The organism is Porphyrobacter sp. TH134, assembly GCF_002855495.1.
Lineage (GTDB): Bacteria > Pseudomonadota > Alphaproteobacteria > Sphingomonadales > Sphingomonadaceae > Erythrobacter.
The window spans coordinates 62,058-80,745 of sequence record NZ_PKRO01000012.1 but is presented as its reverse complement, the minus strand read 5'-3'; the positions used below and the strand labels follow the sequence as shown (position 1 = coordinate 80,745).

At 65.8% G+C, this 18,688-nt stretch carries 24 protein-coding genes; 1 reads left to right on the top strand and 23 read right to left on the bottom strand.

Translation table 11 applies throughout. The features are described from left to right. Positions 1–21: 21 nt before the first annotated feature. The 17 genes from C0V72_RS07650 to C0V72_RS07575 form a co-directional block, all read right to left on the bottom strand. The gene (locus C0V72_RS07650) at positions 22–1,245 is read right to left on the bottom strand and encodes a phage tail protein (protein WP_172438950.1); all 1,224 of its coding nucleotides are present in this window, start codon (positions 1,243–1,245) and stop codon (positions 22–24) included. 4 nt (positions 1,246–1,249) lie between these two features. Beyond that, positions 1,250–1,669 (bottom strand): hypothetical protein, encoded by a 420-nt coding sequence (locus C0V72_RS07645; RefSeq protein WP_101793062.1) that lies wholly within the window; start codon positions 1,667–1,669, stop codon positions 1,250–1,252. Next, positions 1,666–2,475 carry a DUF2163 domain-containing protein gene (locus C0V72_RS07640; RefSeq protein WP_101793059.1) on the bottom strand — a complete coding sequence of 270 codons (810 nt, stop codon included), beginning with the start codon at positions 2,473–2,475 and terminating at the stop codon, positions 1,666–1,668. Before C0V72_RS07640 ends, C0V72_RS07645 begins: the two co-directional genes overlap by 4 nt. Beyond that, positions 2,475–4,796, bottom strand: a complete 2,322-nt coding sequence (locus C0V72_RS07635; RefSeq protein WP_101793056.1) for a DUF2460 domain-containing protein — start codon at positions 4,794–4,796, stop codon at positions 2,475–2,477. Before C0V72_RS07635 ends, C0V72_RS07640 begins: the two co-directional genes overlap by 1 nt. A gap of 15 nt (positions 4,797–4,811) precedes the next feature. Then, positions 4,812–5,393 (bottom strand): tail tape measure protein, encoded by a 582-nt coding sequence (locus C0V72_RS07630; protein WP_101793045.1) that lies wholly within the window; start codon positions 5,391–5,393, stop codon positions 4,812–4,814. Continuing rightward, the gene (locus tag C0V72_RS07625) at positions 5,386–5,583 is read right to left on the bottom strand and encodes a phage tail assembly chaperone (RefSeq protein WP_101793039.1); all 198 of its coding nucleotides are present in this window, start codon (positions 5,581–5,583) and stop codon (positions 5,386–5,388) included. The genes C0V72_RS07630 and C0V72_RS07625 overlap by 8 nt, the downstream gene beginning before the upstream one ends. Further along, positions 5,580–5,894 carry a GTA-gp10 family protein gene (locus tag C0V72_RS07620; protein ID WP_101793031.1) on the bottom strand — a complete coding sequence of 105 codons (315 nt, stop codon included), beginning with the start codon at positions 5,892–5,894 and terminating at the stop codon, positions 5,580–5,582. Before C0V72_RS07620 ends, C0V72_RS07625 begins: the two co-directional genes overlap by 4 nt. Continuing rightward, complete coding sequence (locus tag C0V72_RS07615; protein ID WP_101793028.1) at positions 5,891–6,298, bottom strand: phage tail tube protein; 408 nt, start codon at positions 6,296–6,298, stop codon at positions 5,891–5,893. The genes C0V72_RS07620 and C0V72_RS07615 overlap by 4 nt, the downstream gene beginning before the upstream one ends. A gap of 12 nt (positions 6,299–6,310) precedes the next feature. Next, entirely contained in the window at positions 6,311–6,700 is a 390-nt protein-coding gene (locus tag C0V72_RS07610) for a DUF3168 domain-containing protein (protein ID WP_101793025.1), read from the bottom strand. Then, complete coding sequence (locus C0V72_RS16385; protein ID WP_172438949.1) at positions 6,690–6,860, bottom strand: hypothetical protein; 171 nt, start codon at positions 6,858–6,860, stop codon at positions 6,690–6,692. Before C0V72_RS16385 ends, C0V72_RS07610 begins: the two co-directional genes overlap by 11 nt. After that, positions 6,860–7,414, bottom strand: a complete 555-nt coding sequence (locus C0V72_RS07605) for a head-tail connector protein (RefSeq protein ID WP_101793022.1) — start codon at positions 7,412–7,414, stop codon at positions 6,860–6,862. Before C0V72_RS07605 ends, C0V72_RS16385 begins: the two co-directional genes overlap by 1 nt. Positions 7,415–7,569: 155 nt before the next feature. After that, positions 7,570–8,733: a phage major capsid protein gene (locus C0V72_RS07600; RefSeq protein WP_101793019.1), complete on the bottom strand. Its 1,164-nt coding sequence runs from the start codon at positions 8,731–8,733 to the stop codon at positions 7,570–7,572. A 78-nt stretch (positions 8,734–8,811) separates the two neighbouring features. Beyond that, the gene (locus C0V72_RS07595; protein WP_233999838.1) at positions 8,812–9,222 is read right to left on the bottom strand and encodes an HK97 family phage prohead protease; all 411 of its coding nucleotides are present in this window, start codon (positions 9,220–9,222) and stop codon (positions 8,812–8,814) included. Next, positions 9,219–9,524, bottom strand: coding sequence for a DUF6127 family protein (locus C0V72_RS07590; protein WP_101793013.1), 306 nt, complete (start codon positions 9,522–9,524; stop codon positions 9,219–9,221). The genes C0V72_RS07595 and C0V72_RS07590 overlap by 4 nt, the downstream gene beginning before the upstream one ends. Next, positions 9,521–10,678 (bottom strand): phage portal protein, encoded by a 1,158-nt coding sequence (locus C0V72_RS07585; protein WP_101793010.1) that lies wholly within the window; start codon positions 10,676–10,678, stop codon positions 9,521–9,523. The genes C0V72_RS07590 and C0V72_RS07585 overlap by 4 nt, the downstream gene beginning before the upstream one ends. A 47-nt stretch (positions 10,679–10,725) precedes the next feature. Next, positions 10,726–12,066: a DNA-packaging protein gene (locus C0V72_RS07580; protein ID WP_233999837.1), complete on the bottom strand. Its 1,341-nt coding sequence runs from the start codon at positions 12,064–12,066 to the stop codon at positions 10,726–10,728. Next, positions 12,063–12,542 (bottom strand): hypothetical protein, encoded by a 480-nt coding sequence (locus tag C0V72_RS07575; protein WP_101793007.1) that lies wholly within the window; start codon positions 12,540–12,542, stop codon positions 12,063–12,065. The genes C0V72_RS07580 and C0V72_RS07575 overlap by 4 nt, the downstream gene beginning before the upstream one ends. 267 nt (positions 12,543–12,809) lie before the next feature. On the opposite strand from C0V72_RS07575, the gene C0V72_RS07570 reads away from it, so the two are divergent. Further along, positions 12,810–13,802, top strand: coding sequence for a DNA methyltransferase (locus C0V72_RS07570; protein WP_101793004.1), 993 nt, complete (start codon positions 12,810–12,812; stop codon positions 13,800–13,802). A gap of 161 nt (positions 13,803–13,963) precedes the next feature. Here the strand turns inward: C0V72_RS07570 and spt are convergent, their stop codons facing one another. The 6 genes from spt to C0V72_RS07540 form a co-directional block, all read right to left on the bottom strand. Beyond that, a complete protein-coding gene (spt, locus tag C0V72_RS07565; RefSeq protein WP_442792567.1) occupies positions 13,964–15,202 on the bottom strand; it encodes a serine palmitoyltransferase in 1,239 nt (412 codons plus the stop codon). Positions 15,203–15,204: 2 nt separating this feature from the next. Then, entirely contained in the window at positions 15,205–15,447 is a 243-nt protein-coding gene (locus C0V72_RS07560) for an acyl carrier protein (protein WP_101793001.1), read from the bottom strand. A 111-nt stretch (positions 15,448–15,558) separates the two neighbouring features. Further along, positions 15,559–16,545, bottom strand: a complete 987-nt coding sequence (locus C0V72_RS07555) for an FAD:protein FMN transferase (protein ID WP_101792998.1) — start codon at positions 16,543–16,545, stop codon at positions 15,559–15,561. Further along, entirely contained in the window at positions 16,542–17,384 is an 843-nt protein-coding gene (locus C0V72_RS07550) for a DUF4198 domain-containing protein (RefSeq protein ID WP_101792996.1), read from the bottom strand. The genes C0V72_RS07555 and C0V72_RS07550 overlap by 4 nt, the downstream gene beginning before the upstream one ends. A gap of 23 nt (positions 17,385–17,407) precedes the next feature. Further along, positions 17,408–17,884: a DUF2271 domain-containing protein gene (locus C0V72_RS07545; RefSeq protein ID WP_101792993.1), complete on the bottom strand. Its 477-nt coding sequence runs from the start codon at positions 17,882–17,884 to the stop codon at positions 17,408–17,410. Between the two features lie 31 nt (positions 17,885–17,915). Continuing rightward, positions 17,916–18,608, bottom strand: a complete 693-nt coding sequence (locus tag C0V72_RS07540; RefSeq protein ID WP_101792990.1) for a PepSY-associated TM helix domain-containing protein — start codon at positions 18,606–18,608, stop codon at positions 17,916–17,918. Positions 18,609–18,688: the final 80 nt, after the last annotated feature.

Sequence of the window (18,688 nt, the reverse complement as noted above, 5' to 3'; positions counted from 1 at the left end):
GCATGCTCCCCGCCCCTGAAATCATCGCACGGTCACAACGAGACACCTCGTAACACTGGGTGTCGCCTTAGCTCGTAACACTGGGTGTCCATTGACACGCAAGAGCCACTGGCCAGGCATATCAGGCAGGCGCACGATGCTGCCGGGCGTGATCCGCGGATCGAGTTCTCCCACGCGCCATGTCATGGTTTCGTGCTGCCAGCGGGCGCGGTTGGCGCTGTCATCGGCGAGCTGGCGGGCCCCGCTGGCGGTCAGCGTAGCCGGCAGGTCGATCATCAATTCGCGCCCTGCCCGGCGAGCCCCGGCGGCACGTTGCACGCCAGTTTGATAGTCACGCTCTTCGTCGTAGTAACGAAGCGCCGCCGGCGCGCGCACGGTCATGCCAGAACGCTGTTTGTGCCGCGCATCGTCTTGAGATCCGTCGGCAGCCGAAAGCTGGGCGGGCAGAGTGACAATGTCGCTGCTGGCCGTTCCGCGCGGGGCGATTTCAAGCCCGTTGCTGCCCGAAATGCAGACCAACGGAACCACCTGATCGATCGCTGCCAACGTCGAGGCGAGCGGTCCGCCTTCGTCAGCGAAGCCCCGGGTATATGCCAGCAACGGGGGGGCGGCAGAAAGCGCTGCATCAGGCACAAGCTGCGCCAGCGACACGGTATCATCGCCGCCCGCGGCAAAAATCTCGAAACTCAGGGCAGGAATGCGGTTGCCATAATCGCCGAGCGCGAGGTCTTCGAAGACGACATAAGCGCAGTCGCGAAATGCAGGCGCGACGTTGCCTTTGGCGGCAGCAATCAGTGGATCAACCGGATCGTCACCGAAACCGCGATAGACCCTCAAGCTCCCGCCAACCTTGAGATCGTCCTGGGCCCCGCGCAGCAGATTGCCATCGGCCCAGATCCGGCCAACCCGGGCGATCGGCGTGCTCGACAGGGCCACCGCGAACGAGGCGGAGTAGGAATAGACCGTGGTCGAGGGCTGGCCCTTGCGGCCTTTTTCCTTGTGCTTGCTTTCGGTCAGTTCGGTTGACCAGATGATTGTTCCGGGCACCCGCATCCGCCCGAACTGGCGCGGAATCGGCTGACCATAACTCGATGTGCTGATCGCCAGCTCGCGCAAGCGGGGCCCCTCGCGTCCGCCGGGAGCAAAAATACGCGCGTCGACTTGCTGGCCGATGAGTGCGCCGATGGATGCACCGATCGGGCCGCCAATGGCGGTGCCCAAAGCTGTAAGGACGATGGTGGCCAAGAAACTAACCTTCCGAAGGAGGGGCAAGGCGCCACGCGGCACAAATCTGCCACGCAGGGTCGAGCGGTTGGAGCACCACGCGCCGCAGCCCGGCATGGGCATGAACGACGCAGCGCGAGTCGGCCGCGATGACGAGGTGATGTTGCGAATAACCAAGCGTAATCAGTAGGATGTCTCCCGCCCGTATCGGCGCATCGGCATCGATCAGTCCCGACTGGTGCGCCAGCGGCAGCCAGGGCGCGACCGCGATATTGCGCAGGCCATAGCCGCGCGGTGCAATCAGCCGAACGCCAGTGGCAGCCAGTGCTGCGCAAACCACGCCGACACAGTCGAGCCCCGTGGCCGGATCGCGGCCATGCAGCCGGAACGGACAGCCAACCAGGCGAAGCGCGGCGTTTGCCAGCGCTTCGCCAGAGGTGTTCATGGCTGGCCGTAACGGGCGAGCAGGTCGTTGCCCGGCAAGAAGGGTTCGCCGCGAAAATTGGCGGCATTGCCGAACCGCAGGGCGCAGGTGGCGATGGTGTGATCGCAGCCTTCGCGCAGCTCTGCCCGCGCCAACAGCGGCGTGCCGGCCACCAAGGGCCGGTCGAGGACCAGCCAATCATTTTCGGCGTCGATGATCCCGAACGTCACCCCGGTCTGCGGCCCTGCCAGGAAGCGCAGGCGCCCGTCCAGGTGCGCCTCGCCATCGAGGTTGGCAAACCGGACCCGGTTGCCCTCAAGATCGAGCTGGGCAAGCCGGTGGATCGCAGTGTAGCGCGCCGCCGAAAGCCCGCACCCGCGCCCGCAGAATTCGGCCCGGCAGGTCGGGCTGGTGCGCGGCACAAGATCCTGTTCCAGCAAGCTCTTGGTTGATCGCAGCTCGGCGGCGAATTGGGTGCTGTCTTCCTCGATCCGGCCGATCTGCCCGGTGTAAAGGGTGTGATGGTCAAGGCTTGTCCAGTCGACTGCGCCGATCTCGATGGCGGCCTCGTCGAACAATCCGGCGGCCAGTTCGCCTTCGCGGATCGAATCGTGACTGAGCGCGCCCTGCACCTCGGCACTGTCGTTGGCGAGTTCGGCTGTGAGGCGGATCGCGGCCGGGATCATGCCGGGTGCCGCAAGATGTTTGAGGCCACCAAAACTGAGGTCGCGGTCGTGGCTCGTAAAGGCGAGCGCAGCGCCATCGCGGCGATAGATGCGCCAGAACGTCGCCACCGTATCAAGCTCGCGGTCAAAGAACACACGCATCAGACCTGCTCCCGGATCTCGATCAAGGGAACCGATGGGGCCTCGCCTGCGGCAAAATTGACCGTCGCCACATCAAGCCGATCTTCCGCGAACCGCACGGGCACATCGAACCGGAAACCGGCGCGCACTTCAGCGCCGGGCGGGGGCGGCGATTGAAATTGCAGCATGCCTCTGGGGCCAAGCGTCCAGCCCGTACTCGCCGCCCCGCCAACGCTTATCACCAAGGTCTCAAGCCGCGGACGGGTGATAGGCCGCACCTGCGGTTCGGCGGTGCCATAGGATTTGATGAGCTGAAAGTCAGCGCGCACACCGTCCCCGATGCCGATGAGCTGGTCGAGCATTGATGGTGCGCCTGTCATGCCATTCGAGCTGTTGTCGAAGGGATCCATGATGCGAAAACCCCGCGCCGGGCCGCGCCGGGCACGGAAAAAAGCGATCAGCTCGGACAATTCGGTTTCCGAGCGGATGCCCGGCCCGACATCGAAATGCAGCCGTGCATCCGACCATAGCGAATTGCGCCGTTCATGCCCCGACGCGGTGACTGCGATCGAGGTGGAGAACTCGGGCGCGACCGAGGCGCTGCGGCCCAAGGCGAAAGGGTAAAGCACGTTGTCGAACGGGTCCATGGCTTGCTCCGGCGGAGGGGCGAGGCGGGTGTAGCCATCGCGGTTGACCTGCGGCAGCGCCCAGACATAGCGGCGGGCGACGCCGCGGGCGGCGGCTTCGTCGATGCCGCTGTCAATGCGCGTCCAGAAAGCTTCGGCATTGGCCGGGTCGAGCACGAAGCCAGCCAGATAGTCCTGATCGGCCAAGGGGTAACCGAGCCGTTGGTCGACAAACACATAGGCCGCCCGCCGTGCCGCATCGGCGCCTGCTGTCAGCCAGTCGTAATCTTCGAGCTGCAACCGATCAAAGGCAGGGGCTGCCCACCCGACCGGCAGGTTGGCACGGTACAGTTCAGGCACGGCCGGATCGAGGATCGTCGGCGTAAAGGCGAGCAACAGGACTTCGGCTTGTCCTTGGGCCGCAGCGCGCACGGCACTGGTAAGCGCCGCGGTTGACTGCGCCAGCAGCGCGCCTGCGGCATCCAGCAGCGCGGTCGCCGCCCCGTTCATCGGCGCGGTGATATCGGCGATGACTGGCGGACTGCCACCGAAGGCGGCTCTGGCCGCATCGTCATACAGGCAGATTTCGCGCGCAGGCGTTACCCACCACCACGGTTCGCCAATCTGGAAGCGCACCGGCAGGCTCGCATCTTCAAGCAGCGCCACGAAGCGGCGGGCGACTTCGGCCAGCCACTCCATCGCTGCCCTATTGGCGGGTGACAGCAGAGTCGATGGCGGCACCCATCCGGTCAGTGCGGGTGCGCCGCCGGCGGTGCGCTGCTTCCAGTCTTCGGGACAATAGGCGTCGAACAATTCGTATGACAGGCTGGCGATCACCGCGAAGCCGCCGTCTTGCGCCAGGGTGAAAAGGCTGCGGTGCCACTCTATCGCAGGCACGCAAAGTTCGCCGCCCGGCGCTGCGGTGAGGGACCCGTCCGGCTGGCGCGTGAGCCGCATGAAGTGGCTCATCCCGACATAGTGGACGATATCTTCGCGGTAACCGAGGCCGGTGACCGCACGCAGCAGCCGGGCCGGGGTCTGGTTATAGGCATCGTCATAGGCTGTCGCCATGCGCTCTGCATGCGGGGGCAGCAGAACATCGCCCAGTTCAAGCATCGCCCGCGCGCCATCGGCGGTAATGTCGGACATGATGACCGATCCGGTGAACCGCGCAGGCAAGGGCGCAGCGCTGCCGGGGGTATGGCCCGGTGCGACCAGCGAGATAAACATCCGGTCGATGTCGCAGGGATGGATCGGCTCGCCGGGCAAGCCATAGCCGCTTTCCAGCGCCGAGAACGGCAAGGTGATGCGCGCATCAGTCGGCGTGCCTTGCGCGTAATTCCACAACCGGATGTACCAGGTGCGGGGCAGGCCTGCGGCATCGCGCCCTTCGATCGTCAGGGTCGGGCCGTTGGGCTGATCGAGCGCAATGACCCCGTCAGACTGCCAGCGAAATTGCAGCGTCGTATGGGCATAATTGCGGTCGGTCTGGTAGGCGAGCAGCGGGTGATCGAGCGTATCGGCGCTGTCCCAGATCAATCCCACCAGCTCGCCCGCATTGTGCAGCTCGACATCGACCCGCAAGCTGTCCGGGCCGGTCGTCACCACCGAGGCCATCGCGGGCCGGGGGAAGTTCACGGTCCAGAAACGCGGGTCGAAGCGCTGGATGAAACTGCTTTCCTGCGCGAGGCGTTCGCGGGCGAGCCAGAAGGCCATCGGATGTTCCTTCGTTCAGGCGTGTTGCAGCGCGCGGCGCACGGCGCTGGCGATTTGCCGCGATGACCGCTGCATCGCGGTGGGCGCGGCCTGTCCGCGCGGGACCGCCACCTGAATCGCCACCCGGACATCGCGGCCCGGACTGGCCATCCCGGTTTCGATGCGCCCGGCATTGGTGGGGACGAAGACCTCGGGCCCGCGCTCGCCAACCAGATAGGCCCGTCCCGGCGCGACTGGGCCGCCCGTTGCGCGCCCCGGCAGACCAAGCAGTGCGCCCACCGAATTGCCGATCAGATCGCCCAGACCACCGCCGCCACCGCCTGCTCCCCCGCTGCCGAACAGGCTGCCAAGACCCGATTGCAAGGCATAGCCTGCGATTTCGGACAGGGCGCTGAAGGCCACGCGCTTCAGGTCATCAAACCCCAAGCTCCCCCGGCGCAGCGCCGACAGCAGGCCGCGCTCCAGCACATTGCCCGCGCGGCCAAACCCGTCGAGCAGCGAGCCATCAAGCGAGCGGCGCATCGCTTCAACATCGGTGGTAAAGCCATCGGTGCGGGCGCGCACGTCGATCACCAGTTCTTCGAAATTGTCAGTCATCGGCGTCGCGCTCCATCATGCGGGCGATTGTATCGCGGCTGGGCGGGGGGGTGGTGGCATCGTCAGGCGCAGCCAGAGCCATTGCCAGTTCGGCGGGCGTGGCGTTCCAGAATTCGGCAGGACGCCAGCCGAGCAGGCGCGCGGCGAGCGCACACCAGCGGGCTGCGGCATCGCTGAAACCGGGTGTCATGCCTCGCCCTGAAGCACTTGGGCGAGGACCGCGCGGACTGGGCCGGTGGCGCCCACCAGCCCCATCGCCAGCACCGCTTGCCCCACCGCGACCCGTTCAGGCCGGTTTTCAGTGGGGAGGCAGTGCCACAAGAGTGCGGTCATTTCGGTGAGGGTCAGCGCGCCGCCTGCCGCCCGTTCGACCAGCGCAAACAGCGACCCCAATTCAGCCTCGGCCAGCACCAGGTTTTCAAAGCTGGGACGCAGCACGTAGGTCACGCCGTTGACAGCCAGCGCGCTTTCGCCGCGCAGCGGGTTGGCGGTGGCAATCATGCGGGCACCACCGGCCCGGAGCTTTCGAGCTGAAGCGTATAGCTGCGCTCGCCATTGAAATCCCCGGCATAATCGAGCCGCTGGACCAGGAACCGACCGCGCAGCCGCTCGCCGTCTTCAAAGGACAGCTCGTAGTTGTCGAGCGTTCCGGCCAAGGCATGGGCGCGCACCGTGTTTTCGGCCGTGCTGCCGAGAAATATCCCAGCCGCGCTAACCGAAACCGAGCGCGTGCCGGCGCCCGATAGCAGATCGCGCCACCCGCCGGATTGCTTGTGGGTGACCACGACGGTGTCGCCATTGATCGACATCTGCGTGGTGCGCAGGCCTGCGATGGTCTGGTAGGCCGGAGGCGTGGCTCCGTTGGTGATCTTGAGCAGGAAAGCAGCGCCGGATTGTGCGGGCATGGGGACGTACTCCTAAAGCGGGGCGAACAGGCGGAAGCGGTATTCGAGCAGCGCCGCGCGGCGATTGTCGGCGCGCGCCTCGCTGCGCGAGCGCAGGAAGCGGATCGAGGCGATTTCAAAGCCGGTGTGGAAGGGCGGCAGATCAAGCACGCGGCGTTCGATGGCGCCCAGCAGGTTGGCGTCGCCCGCGGTCAGATCGGTGTAGCTATCAAGCTCAAGCGCGACGCGAACCTCGCGGCCCATGCGGTCCTTGGTGCCCCATTCGGTCGATGCACTGGCCGCAATGCCCAGCCACGGGGGGGTGGCCGATAGCGGGGTTTCTTCCTCGATCGCGTTGATCGCCGCCAGCGCCGGATCAGCGGCGAGCCAGGCGATCAGCGCGGCGCGCAGGTCATTTTCCATTGCCGGGATCTCCAAACAGATCGGGCCACAGCGCGGCGGCCGAATGCCAGTCCGGGCGCTGATGCGTGCGGCGCTGCGCAGCGCGGGCCGCGACGATGCGGGCCGCGCGGGCACGCAGGCGTTGCAGCAGCATATCCCCGCGGGCAGAGGCGCTGATCATCACAGCCGCACCTCGCGCCAGGGGCGCCACAGCGCTGTCACGCTGGCGGGCGGAACGGCGCTCGGTCTGGTTGTACTGGGCCCTTCACGTTCCCGGAAATGATGCGCTGCCAAGCGGACAATCCCGAGCCGCAGCGGCGCTGGCAGGCTATCCCAGTCTGCCGCAATCCCGACCACCAGTTGCAACGCCAGATTGTGCCCGGCAACCGGTCGCAGCAAGCGGACGCAGGCGCTGCCGCCGATGCGCCATTCCAGAGCCTCGGCCAATGGGCCAAGGGGGCTGCGTGTCCCATCGGCGGCGATGACCGTCGCCGCGGTCAATTCCTGCACCGGGCGAGAGGCCAGTTCCTGCCAGCCTGCGGCAAGCGGGATGATTTCTTCCACCGTCTGCCGCAGCGGCGCTTTACCGGTAAAGGCCTCGCAAATGGCGAGGCTGGCATCGAGCAGGTGGGTCAAGGCCTGGTCTTCATTGGCGCGGCTGATGCCCAGCCAGTGCTTAAGCTCCGCCATCGCGGATTCCCCCGGCACAGGGGGCTTTACGATTATCCGCTCCATCGCGGGGACTCCCAGATTGTCTTCATGAAAAAGTGCGCCCGCATCGCGCAGGTTCAGGCGGGAGGGGCAGCCTGAGGCGATGCGGGCGCGACAATCCCGGCCGGGCGCGCAGGGGACACGCGGCCCGGCCGGGGGACAAGGATCGGCGCTGGGCCTTACGCTTCGACCCTGAGCAGCTTGATTGCGTTGGAATCGAGCACCTTCCCGCCGATCCGCTTGGTCGCGTAGAAATGCACGAAGGGTTTGTTGGTGAACGGATCGCGCAGCACCCGGGTCGCGCTGCGTTCGGCGATCAGATAACCATTGCGGAAGTTGCCGAAAGCAATCGGGAAGGCGCCGCCGGCCACATCGGGCATATCCTCGGCCTCGATCACCGGATAGCCGAGCAGGCGATTGGGCTGTCCCTCGACCATGCCGGGCTGCCACAGGAACGCCCCGTCGGCGGTCTTCAGCTTGCGCACGCTCGCCATGGTGGCCGAATTCATCACGAACACCGCGCCCTGGCGGTGGCCCGAGCGCAGGGCATGAATGAGGTCGATCAGCTTGGTATCGAGCGCGCTGCCAAGACCCGTGGCGCTGCCCGACCCGATATACTGCAACGTCCCGAAGGCCCGCACGCTATCATCGGTGGTCGCCTTGGCAGCCGTGAGGAAGCCTTCGGGCTGGCCCACCCCGGTCCCCCTGACGAAGGCTGCCCCCTCTGCGCGGGCAAACTCGGTTGCGATCTCGCCGGCCAGCCAGCTTTCCAGATCGAAACCGACATCGTCGAGCATGGTCTGGCTGGCTGCGGGATTGGCGTAAAGATCGCCCGTCGGCGGGGCGATTTCGGCAAATTGCGGCGTCGCCGTTTCAGGCCGCAGCGCGGTTTCACTGACCCAGCCCGAGGCAACGCCCGTGGTCGTCACCAGCTTGCGATAGCCTCCGGTGCCGGTCTGCACGACTTGCGCGATCGAGCGGATCGGGCTGATCTTGGCGAGGCGCGAGACGATTGCCGCGTCGATCTGGCGCGGAACCGCAAAGCCGCCATCAGCCGGCGGCGTGCTGGTCATCGACTTGAGTTCGGTCTCGCGGCCGAGGCGCAGGTAGCCATCGACAAAGCTTTTCACTTCCGGCGCATTATCGGGCGTTGCCGCTGCGCCCATGGCCGGACGGGTGGCGGCGCGGGCGACCTTGTCGAGCCGGGACTTCACCTCATCAACGTCGCCGCGAAGGCTGGTGATGTCGGCTTCGGCCTTGTCTTGGCGGGCGATGATATCAAAGCTGGCATCCAGCGGATCGGTGCCAGCGGCAGTCGGGGCAGTGATGGGGGTACTTTCCATGGGGCAGTGGCCTTTCGGTTGGGCAGAAAAAAGGCCGCCCCAGTGGCGGCCGGTGGAAACAGGGGGAGCTGGCGCGGCTCAGGTGACCAGATGCACGCGGGCGCCGTGCTGGAGCGGGTGGGTGACAAGGCTGATCTCGAACAGGTCGATTTCGATCAGCTCGCGCCCCTCGGGCGATTGCCGGGCGGCGCGGGTACGGAAGCCGAAGCTGAGGCCGTTGACTTGCCCTGCCGCGAGCAACTGTGCCGCCCGGCTATCGGGCCGGTCGATCCGGGCGACGACCCGCAGACCGCGGTGGTCTTCGGCGATGCGCTCGATGACCCCAATCGGCTGGTCGGGACGGTGCTGCCAGTACAGCGGCAGCGGCGTGGTGCGGCCTGCAAGCGTCCGCGCAAAGGCGCCGCGCCGGATCGTGTCCCGGCCTGCATCGGCGATATCGAACAGCGCGGCGTAGCCAGCAAAGCGGCTTGGCGCAGCGGCGGCGGTCACAGCCGGTCTCCGAAACCCAGCCGCACCGCGATCCCGATCAGCAGCAGCGCCAGCGCGCCGCGGATGATCCATTCGATCAAGGCCTTCCACGCGCTGGTCTTGGCATCGCGCCAGGCGCGCAGCAATTCGCGCAGTTCGACCAGATCACCCTCGGCCCCGGCATCGCCGAGCCCCAGCCGGTCGAGTGCCCGGTCCGTGGCGAGCGAACTGGCTTCCTCGATGATGGCGCGCAAGGTGACCAGTTCGGCCCCCTCCTCACGCGCCTGCGCCATCAGGTTGGCGAGTATTTCTCCGCGGCTCATGGGGCGTTCTCCTCAGGGCTCAGGCCCAGCATCTGGCGTTTTTCAGCGCGGGTCAGGAAATCGGCACCGGCGACCTGCGACCACAGCCGCTCGCGGTCTTCTGACAAGGCGGGCACCTGATCGAGATCGATCCTGAGTTCGGCTTCGGGGAACCACGGCGCGAGGCCTTGGCGCAGGGCGGCAAACAGCTTGTCGGCCAGTGGCAGCAAGGTCAGCCGCCACAGCGCGCGGCTCGCCTCGCGGTAATTGGCATAAGTGTTGTCCCCCGGCAGGCCGAGCAGCATGGGCGGCACCCCGAACGCCAAGGCGATATCGCGCGCCGCCGCGCTTTTCAGGGTCGCAAAGTCCATGTCGGCGGGTGACAGCGCCATGCTCTGCCATTTCAGCCCGCCGTCCAGCAGCATCGGGCGGCCGGCGTTGACGGCGCCCGAAAACGCCACATCAAGCTCGCGCCGCAGCCGGTCAAACTGCTCCAGCGTCAGCGCGGCACCGTCGCCCGTGTCATAGACCAGCGCGCCCGATGGCCGGGCGGCATTCTCCAGCAGCGCGCGGTTCCAGTGGGTTGCGGCGTTGTGGATCAGCACCGCCTGCCAGGCCGCCTCCAGCGCGCCCGCGCCGGTGTGATCGTCGAGCGGGTGCATCGTGCGCAACGCGATGATGCCGGGCCACCCATCCTCGTCTTCCAGCGCAATCCGTGATGTGTGCCCCTGCACGGTGTAATCATAACCGCAGGGCCAGCCATCCGCCCCGGTGACAGTCTTGACCCGGTCCGGCCGCAGCGCGAACAATTCCACCGGCGCGCCGCTCGCATCCTTGAGGATCTGGACATAGCCATTGCCGTGCAGCAGCAGGTGCGCCGCGAGGGTTTCAACCAGCGACTGGCCCGCACTGGTCGCGGCCACCAGCGCCGCGAGGCGTGGATCGGAGCATTGCAACGGGGCCTGACCCACTCCTTCGGCCACCAGCCGCACCGACCGCTGCGCGATGGGATTGCCAAGGAAGCCCTCGGTCACGGCTCGCGTATATTCAAAGCTGCGCGGCGCAGGGCCGGTTTCGAATGCGGGATACCACCCCTGCATCATGCCGGGCGCCAGCGGCACACGGCCGCGCTCCCCGCCCTTGAAGGCGGAGCGGAAAGTGTCGAGGAACTGCATCGGATTTCCTTGGTTGCGCCGGAACCTGTCCGGGATGACATCAGGTGCTAATCAAAGCGCAGCACGCGCGGCTGGCCGCTTTTGCCGAGCATCAGCTCGCTCAATGCCCACACCAGCGCATCGGCGCGGTCGGGGCTGCGGCCGGGTCCGGCGTAGCTGCCGCCCACCAGCAATCCGCACAATTGGTCTTCCAGCATGGCAAACATGCCGACATGGCGTACGCGCCCGGCGGCATAGAGCGCAGCCACCGGCTCGGCCCGCGCGATCTTGCCGCGGCTGGCGTGCACCAGTTTGACGGGCAACGCCTGATCGGCAGCGCGCAATACGCTTTCGACCATCGCACCGCCCTGGTTCGCCTCGGCCACCACGCGATCAGCGTTCCATTCCCGTGACGCCTCGGCCACCCGCTGCGCCCAAGCGGCCGGTGCCGCGCCGCTGATCGAGCAATCCGCCAGCACGCGGCCAATTCCGTCGGCGCCCAACGCCGCGACGATGATCCCGCATTCGTCGCCTCCCGTGCTGGCAGGCGGATCGACCGCGACAACCACCCGCAGCGCCTGAGGCACAGCGCCATATTCGCGGGCGTGTTCCAGCAGCGAGCGGGTCCACAGCGCGCCCTCGATATCTTCGAGCAGTTCGCCATCGATCTCCTGCCGCGCCAGCTGGGTGCCGCTAAATTCGCTGGCGATGGATTCCATGAACCGGGCGGCGAGATGTTCGGTGTTGTCCAGGGTCGAACCGCGGGTGACGGCAACCTCGCCGCTTGCTGCCAGCTTTATCAGGCGCTGCACCAGAGGCACGGCACGCGGCGTGGTGGTGACAGTGATGCGGGGATCGCGCCCAAGCCTCAGCCCGAGCAACAGATTGTCCCAGCAGCGGGTCGCACGTTCATGCGAAAGCGGCCACTTGCCGATCTCGTCACACCAGGCGTGACTGTGCTGGGGGCCGCGCAGGCTTTCAGGCTCGGCGGCGGAAAACAGCTGCGCCTGCGCTCCGTTTTCGAAGCGGATGCGGTGCAGGGATGGTTCGAAATGCGGTTTGTGGCCCGGGCGGCAGATTGCCATCAACCCGCTCTCGCCCTCCACCATCACCGCCCGCGCTTCGGCCAGCGAGGACGAGACCAGCGCGATGCGCGCATCGGGGTTTTCGTCGGCGATCATTCGCACCCATTCGGCACCTGAGCGGGTCTTGCCGAAGCCGCGTCCCGCCATGATCATCCAGATGCGCCATTCCCCCGGCGGGGGCAGCTGCTGCGGACGGGCCTGATATTCCCAGATGAATTCGAAGCTGTTTTTCTCGTTCTGGTCCAGCCTGTCGGGCAGCAAGCGCCGGACTGTTTCGCCGACGTCTGTGTTGTCGGCCATCATCTGGTCGTAGGGTTCGCTCATGGGGCATCCGCCGTGGTTGCGGCCTTCTGACGTGCGACGCGCCGCCGGATGTCTTCGATCTTGCGGTCGATCGAAGCGCGCACTTCGGCAGCGCTGACATCGCGCACCTGGCTTTGGCCGCGAGCGGCGGTGTCGCGGTGGGCGGCGAGCAGGCGGATAGCGTTGGCAAAGTCGAACTTGCCGTCGTCGTTGATCTTGAAGTCGCCATCTCGCAAGCGCCGGACGACCTCCATCTCCAGATGCAGATAGCCTTCCGCCAATGCTACCAACCACTGGCGGGCGAATTCGGGGTCTTCGCGCCGAACCTTGTAGGCGCGGCTGGCGCTGATCCCGGCTTTCTCGGCTGAGCCGGTCACATTGGAACTTTCCGCCAGATGATCAAGGAATGCCGACCGCCATTGCTTGTTGACGTGATCGGCCTCGCCTTGCCTGAGACTTGGACGAATGGTGACGCGCTTGGCGTTGGCTTTGGCCATGTCGGCTTCTCCTGTCGCACGGACGACAAAAGGGCGGCACTCCCGATGGGGAAGGCCGCCCTGCTGGCGAATCGCTATTTTTCGACTATGCCCTGACCTAACCAAAAAGCGTCACGATGTCAAGATAAATAACCATATAGGTTAAATCTATGTTCGTGGCGCCGGGCGCGCTTGCGGCGGTTTGGCCCAGCTTTCTGCCCTGCGGTGGCTTCACAAGCCGATGGTTGTCCGGCGCAAGGAACCGCATGGCCAGCAAGCGCCTCGGCGATGCCCGACATTGCCAGCGGCACCAACCGACCGCTGACTGTGATGATGCAGGCGATGCACTCTGCGCTGGGGGATTCGCCGCTGACGGCTGACCTCGCGATGGTGGCGGTGCGGCTGGTGGAGCTGCACCGGGTGCACAAGGACACCGGCAGCCTGTATCTCCACTGCGATCCGACCGCGAGCCACTACCTCAAGCTGGTGTTGGATGCGGTGTTTGGGGAAGAGAATTTTCGCAGCGAGATTATGTGGAAGCGAACAAGCGCGCACAGTGGAGCCAATCGCTACGGACCTATCATCGCCGCTTCCTCCAACCCCGGCGATGTGGTGCTCGATCCGTTCTGCGGCTGTGGCACGGCGGTCGACGCGGCGGAAAAGCTGGGGCGGCGCTGGATCGGGATTGATATCACCCACATCGCCATCGGCATGATCGAAGACCGGATGCGGTCAGGCTATCCCGGCATCGTGTTCGAAACGATCGGCGTGCCACGCGATCTCGCCAGCGCCGAACGCCTCGCTGCCGAAGACCCGCACCAGTTCCAGCAATGGCTATGCTGGCAGGTCGGCGGCTTCCCGCGCGAAAAGAAGGGCGGCGACAAGGGCGTGGACGGCTGGTTCAATTACCTTGCGGCAGACGGCAAGGTCAAAACCGGCGTGATCAGCGTGAAAGCGGGCCACAATGTCAACCCCGGCATGGTGCGCGATCTGGGGCAGGTCATGAAGCGGGACGGGCATGAATTCGGCCTTTTCGTCATGAAGGGCCTGCCGACCAAAGGAATGCGCGACGAAGCCTCCAGCCATTCCCTGATTGAGGTGCCGATAGGCGGTGATCCGCATAATGTGCCGCGCTATCCTGCGCTCCAGTTCGTGACGCTGGCTGAACTGTTTCAGGGTATTCGCCCGAAACTGCCGCCGCTGATCAGCCCGGAGAAGAAAGCCCAGCGGGTCGAAACCCGCAAGAGCCACCAGAAGGGCGCGCAGGGGGAATTGCTGTAGTCAACGCGCCGGGGTGATTGCCTCACACTTCCTTCCCCCTTCCCTAGAGGGAAGGGTCGGGGATGGGTGTTCTGCCGATCGCCGTAATGGCGCAACAATCCGGCCTCGAACCCCCACCCCCCCTCCCCACGGGGAGGGGAGATGAAGGGGGGGAGAGCGGCTCAGATAATCTCGATCGCCTTGCCCGCGCGTTCGAACATGCCGAGGATGGTCTGCACCTGATCGGCCGTATGCTCCGCGCACAGCGAGCAGCGCAGCAAGGTCATGCCCGCAGGCGTCGCCGGGGGGCGGGCGAGGTTGACGTAAAGGCCCTCTTTCAGCAGCGCCTCCCACATCATCGCGCCCTTTTCGAGATCGGGCATGATCACGGCGATGATCGCGCTTTGCGGCGTATCGGTGCCGAGCTGGAAGCCCAGCGCTTTCAGCCCGCCATGCAGCGTGCGGCTGTTCTCCCACAGATGCGCGCGCTTGTTGCCGCCATGCATGAGCTTGCGGATCGAAGTGGCGCTGCTCGCCATCACGCTCGGCGGGAGCGCGGCGGTGAAGACATAGGGGCGGCAGACGAGGCGCATCACTTCGAACTTCGGATGGTTCGAAACGCAGAAGCCGCCGACGGTGCCGACGCTTTTCGAGAAGGTGCCGATGATGAAATCGACATCGTCCAGCACGCCCTGCTCTTCGGCGACGCCGCGGCCATGTTCGCCGATGAAGCCCATCGAGTGCGCCTCATCGACCAGCACCATCGCGCCATTTTCCTTGGAGACGCGCACCATTTCCTTAAGCGGGGCGACATCGCCCATCATCGAATAGACGCCTTCGAGCACCACCAGCTTGCCCGCGCCTTCGGGGATGCGCTTCAAGCGCTTTTCCAGCGCTTCGACGTCGTTGTGCTTGAACGGCACGACCTCGGCATTGCCCATCGCGCAGCCATCCCAGATCGACGCATGACTATCGATGTCGAGGATGATGTAATCGCCCTTGCCCGCCAGCGTCGAGATGATCCCGAGATTGGCCTGGTACCCGGTCGAGAAGACCATCGCGTGGTCCATGCCGTAGAATTCGCGCAGCGCGGTTTCGACATCGCGGTGGTCGCGGAAGGTGCCGTTGAGCACGCGGCTGCCGGTCGTCCCCGCGCCGAAATCCTCCATCGCCTGCTTGCCGGCCGCGATCACGTCCGGATCGAAGGTCATGCCCATGTAATTATAGGTGCCAAGCAGGATCGTATCGCGCCCGTTGCAGATCGCGCGGGTGGGTGAGAGCACCTGCTCCATCACCAGATTGAACGGATCTTCCACCCCGGCGGCGAGTAGCGTCTCGCGCGTCTGGATGATCGGATCGAACTTCGCCAGCAGATCAACCGGCTGGGTGGGGCTGAGCGTTTCGGTCATAGCGGTTGCCATTATCAGCTATCCTGCAACTTGTGGACTGCGGCGATCAGCTGGCCCCAGTTTTCGATCTCGGCCTGCTGGTTCATCGAGATGATCACATCGAATTCGTCTTCGATCTCTGCGACGAAATCCATCACGGTCAGGCTGTCGAATTCAAGATCGCCGGCAAAGGTGGTCGCGTCCTCAATGGCGATGCCCTTCTTGTTGAAGGGTTCGACCAGAGCGCGGATGGACGCATCGACTTCAGCGGGGCTCATGGGGCGGCGTGCTTTCTTTGGATCGGAGTGGCGCGGGATGTACCGCAGTGATACGTCTGCAAAGCGGCGGATGACGCAAATTGTCAAGTTTTCGCCATGCGCGCCGCGCCGCTACAGCATCACTTGCAGCGCCGGGCTGAACCATTCGTGACCGCAGCGCGATACGATTCTTGCGGCCAGCTGGTGGGTGCGGGCAAGGTTTCGGGCGCGCTCAGGATCGGCCACGCTGAGCGCCGTCGCCCATGCATCAGCCACCATGCACGAGGCGTGCAGCACGCTCACCGCGGTCGTGGCGTGAGTGACCGGCAGGCCGGTGGCGGGATCGAGTGTGTGTGCGCCGCGCAGGTAATCGCCCGAGCTGGCCACGGCGATCTGATGGGCCGCGACCCTGAGCGGCGGCAGCGCGCAGCGGGGCGGATTTTCGATTTCGGCCCACCACGGGTCGCCATCGGGCCGCATGCCGCGCCCGCTGATCTCGCCGCCGATCTCGACCAGCGCATGGGCAATGCCATGCTGGCCAAGCAGGTCCGCCACAGCATCAACCGCGTAGCCTTTGGCGATGCCCGAAAGGTCCAGCCAGACGCCCCCCGGCTGTGTCAGGGTGCGCGTGGCGGGATCGAACGCCAGCCGCTGCCAGCCGCAAACCGTGCGAACTGCGATCAGCGCAGCCGCATCAGGATGGCCGGCTTGTGCATGGGGGCCGAGGCCCCACAGATCGGTCAAGCGACCCAACGCAGGATCAAACGCGCCGCCGCTGGCTTCGGCGATCGCGAAGGCGCAGGCCATCACCTGTGCAAAATCATCGGAAAGGCTGACCCTTGTTCCGCACGGCGCGCGGTTGAAGCGGCTGAGGCAGGAAGATGCGTCCCAATGGCTCATCTGCGCGCAAATCTGCGCAAGTCTCGCCGAAATCTGTTCGCCGAGGACGGCCGAGCTGACCGCCAGCCTGACAGGCAGGGCGGCGAGCACGCGCCAGCTTGTGCCCATGCTCGTCCCGGTCAGCGTGATGATCGGCGCCGCCGGGTCGCGGCTGTCCCACGCTGCGGCATCAATCACTGGCGGCACCGCGATACGCGGTGCCGCCTGCGCGGGCATCATGGGGCCAGAACCTCCAGCGTGGCGGTGTAGCTCATCCGCCGCTTGCTCGCCTTGGGGTGGCCGGGGTTGGCGTCAGTCATCACGGCGTTGAGCCAATAGAACCCGGCGCTGGGCCAGTTGATCGTCACAAGGCCTTCCGCGTCGGTGGTCAGGGCGAGCGTTTGGCTATCGCTGCGATAGCGCCGTCCGCCGGGGATCACTTCGACCGCCAGACCTGCCGCAGGCGCGCCATCGACCAGAAAGCGGAACTGGCCCGGCTCATTGGCGACCAGATCGGTCGGCAGGGTTACCGGCACGATTTCGAGCCCCTTGCCGGTCGGCGCGAACAGCGCTTCGCTGGGCTCGCCAGCGGTGACGAAGAATTCGTTGCGGCTCATCACTTGCGTCAGATCAAGATCGGTCGCCCCGGCGGGCAGTTCGTCAACACTGGCGATATTGCGCACAGGTGCGCCAGCGGCAGGCGGCGGACCGCGGCGGCGGCCCAGCGTCCATGTCTCGCCATCAAGCTTGAAGCTGCCGGTGACAGCGTTGTTCTCCATCCCGATCCGCCAGGTTCCGGGCTTGTCGATCCGCACATCGAAGGTTGAACGATAGCGCAGCCGCGCAGCATTCTCGATTGATCCCATCGTGCCATCCGGCGCCCAGACCTTGACCATTTCGGCTGGGAGCGCGGCGTGATCGGCCTCGAACGGCGCGGTTGATGCGCCCGCATCCACCGTCACCGATTGTCCCAGATCGGACAGCACGGTGCTGGACGGCAGCAACCACTGGTTGTGCGCGGTGGCCGGAGCGGCAAGGCCGCAAAGTGCGGCGGCGAGCAGGACAGTTGTACGGATCATGGGCGTTCCTTTGCGATCAGTGATTAGCGGGCAACAATGGTGACAGCGCCAAGCTCGGACTTGCCGGACGCGCGGCCCTTTGGCGCAGGGATGGCCAACGGCATCGACACCAGCTCGCGCCCACCTTCTTCGCGGGCGGCCTCGACATGCAGGGTATAGGCCCCGGGCGCGAGGTTGGCGGGCAGCGGGATGCGGTAGGCGCCGGGCGCGCGGGTCGCGCCGCTGACGCCGTTGGCGGGCAGCTTGAGGCTGCGCCCTCCCTTGCGCCACCAGGTGCGCAGGTCCGCCAGCCACTTGGTCCCCGGCTCGTTGCCGCCCTTCTTGATATCGTACCACACCGCCAGCGTGCGCGCCGGGCCGCCTGCCGCCGGTTCCAGCCAGACCGCGACATAGGGCTTGTGATATTCCGATACCTTGATCGGCGGGATCGTGATGGTCACGCTTTGGGCGGCCGCCGCGGCGGGGGCGACAGCGGCACCGGCGGCCAGCAGAAAGGACATTTTCACGCGAGGGGGTCTCCTTGAAACAGCGTCAGACGTGGAGGAAAAACAGGATCACAATGACGGGCAGAGCGGTGCCGAGCCCGACCAGAGGCCAGGTGGAGGGACGCTTGCGCGCGTGGAGTTGCAGCAGCAGCAGGCCGGTGATGGTGAAGATGATCGAGGCAACTGCGAGAAGATCGATGAACCAGAACCACGCTGTCCCGGTGTTGCGGCCCTTGTGAAGATCATTGAGGAACGACACCGCGCCGCGGTCGGTCACTTCGGCTTCGATCCGTCCGCTGGCCCGGTCAATACTGGCCCAGGCATCGCGGCCTGGCCCCGGCACAGCGATATAGACTTCATCCGCCGACCATTCGGCCTCGCCTTGGCCGGCAGTGATGCCCGTTGCGGCTTCAAGTTCAGCGGCGACCGGGCTGGGCAGGTGGGCAAGGCCGCTTTCCTGGCCCCGCGCCAAGGCAGCTTGCCCGGCGGGCGAAAGCTGTTTGGTCATCGCGCTGACCTGAGGTTCTGCGCCGATGCTGGCCGCGTGATTGAGCGTCAGACCGGTGACGGAAAACACCAGCATCCCAGTTAGTGATATGGCCGCACTGATCCAGTGCCACGCGTGCAGCTGTTTCGACCAGAATTGCCGCGCGGAACCGCGCCGGCGCGGGCTTGCCGCCGGAACAGTGCTGCGCGCTGCGCGCTGTTCCGACGCCCCCAAGATGCGATTCCCTGGCATTTTGCGATGGTCTCCTACCCGGCTTGTTTTGGCGCCATGCGGCAAGTCCGAGCATATTGCAAATGACTCGCATCAACGAT

Bases quoted from the DNA above. Each gene is read 5' to 3' on its own strand.
- C0V72_RS07645 (WP_101793062.1), bottom strand. From the start codon at position 1,669: ATGAACACCTCTGGCGAAGCGCTGGCAAACGCCGCGCTTCGCCTGGTT.
- C0V72_RS07640 (WP_101793059.1), bottom strand. From the start codon at position 2,475: ATGCGTGTGTTCTTTGACCGCGAGCTTGATACGGTGGCGACGTTCTGG.
- C0V72_RS07635 (WP_101793056.1), bottom strand. From the start codon at position 4,796: ATGGCCTTCTGGCTCGCCCGCGAACGCCTCGCGCAGGAAAGCAGTTTC.
- C0V72_RS07630 (WP_101793045.1), bottom strand. From the start codon at position 5,393: ATGACTGACAATTTCGAAGAACTGGTGATCGACGTGCGCGCCCGCACC.
- C0V72_RS07625 (WP_101793039.1), bottom strand. From the start codon at position 5,583: ATGACACCCGGTTTCAGCGATGCCGCAGCCCGCTGGTGTGCGCTCGCC.
- C0V72_RS07620 (WP_101793031.1), bottom strand. From the start codon at position 5,894: ATGATTGCCACCGCCAACCCGCTGCGCGGCGAAAGCGCGCTGGCTGTC.
- C0V72_RS07615 (WP_101793028.1), bottom strand. From the start codon at position 6,298: ATGCCCGCACAATCCGGCGCTGCTTTCCTGCTCAAGATCACCAACGGA.
- C0V72_RS07610 (WP_101793025.1), bottom strand. From the start codon at position 6,700: ATGGAAAATGACCTGCGCGCCGCGCTGATCGCCTGGCTCGCCGCTGAT.
- C0V72_RS16385 (WP_172438949.1), bottom strand. From the start codon at position 6,860: ATGATCAGCGCCTCTGCCCGCGGGGATATGCTGCTGCAACGCCTGCGT.
- C0V72_RS07605 (WP_101793022.1), bottom strand. From the start codon at position 7,414: ATGGAGCGGATAATCGTAAAGCCCCCTGTGCCGGGGGAATCCGCGATG.
- C0V72_RS07600 (WP_101793019.1), bottom strand. From the start codon at position 8,733: ATGGAAAGTACCCCCATCACTGCCCCGACTGCCGCTGGCACCGATCCG.
- C0V72_RS07590 (WP_101793013.1), bottom strand. From the start codon at position 9,524: ATGAGCCGCGGAGAAATACTCGCCAACCTGATGGCGCAGGCGCGTGAG.
- C0V72_RS07585 (WP_101793010.1), bottom strand. From the start codon at position 10,678: ATGCAGTTCCTCGACACTTTCCGCTCCGCCTTCAAGGGCGGGGAGCGC.
- C0V72_RS07580 (WP_233999837.1), bottom strand. From the start codon at position 12,066: ATGAGCGAACCCTACGACCAGATGATGGCCGACAACACAGACGTCGGC.
- C0V72_RS07575 (WP_101793007.1), bottom strand. From the start codon at position 12,542: ATGGCCAAAGCCAACGCCAAGCGCGTCACCATTCGTCCAAGTCTCAGG.
- C0V72_RS07570 (WP_101793004.1), top strand. From the start codon at position 12,810: ATGCCCGACATTGCCAGCGGCACCAACCGACCGCTGACTGTGATGATG.
- spt (WP_442792567.1), bottom strand. From the start codon at position 15,202: ATGGCAACCGCTATGACCGAAACGCTCAGCCCCACCCAGCCGGTTGAT.
- C0V72_RS07560 (WP_101793001.1), bottom strand. From the start codon at position 15,447: ATGAGCCCCGCTGAAGTCGATGCGTCCATCCGCGCTCTGGTCGAACCC.
- C0V72_RS07555 (WP_101792998.1), bottom strand. From the start codon at position 16,545: ATGATGCCCGCGCAGGCGGCACCGCGTATCGCGGTGCCGCCAGTGATT.
- C0V72_RS07550 (WP_101792996.1), bottom strand. From the start codon at position 17,384: ATGATCCGTACAACTGTCCTGCTCGCCGCCGCACTTTGCGGCCTTGCC.
- C0V72_RS07545 (WP_101792993.1), bottom strand. From the start codon at position 17,884: ATGTCCTTTCTGCTGGCCGCCGGTGCCGCTGTCGCCCCCGCCGCGGCG.
- C0V72_RS07540 (WP_101792990.1), bottom strand. From the start codon at position 18,608: ATGCCAGGGAATCGCATCTTGGGGGCGTCGGAACAGCGCGCAGCGCGC.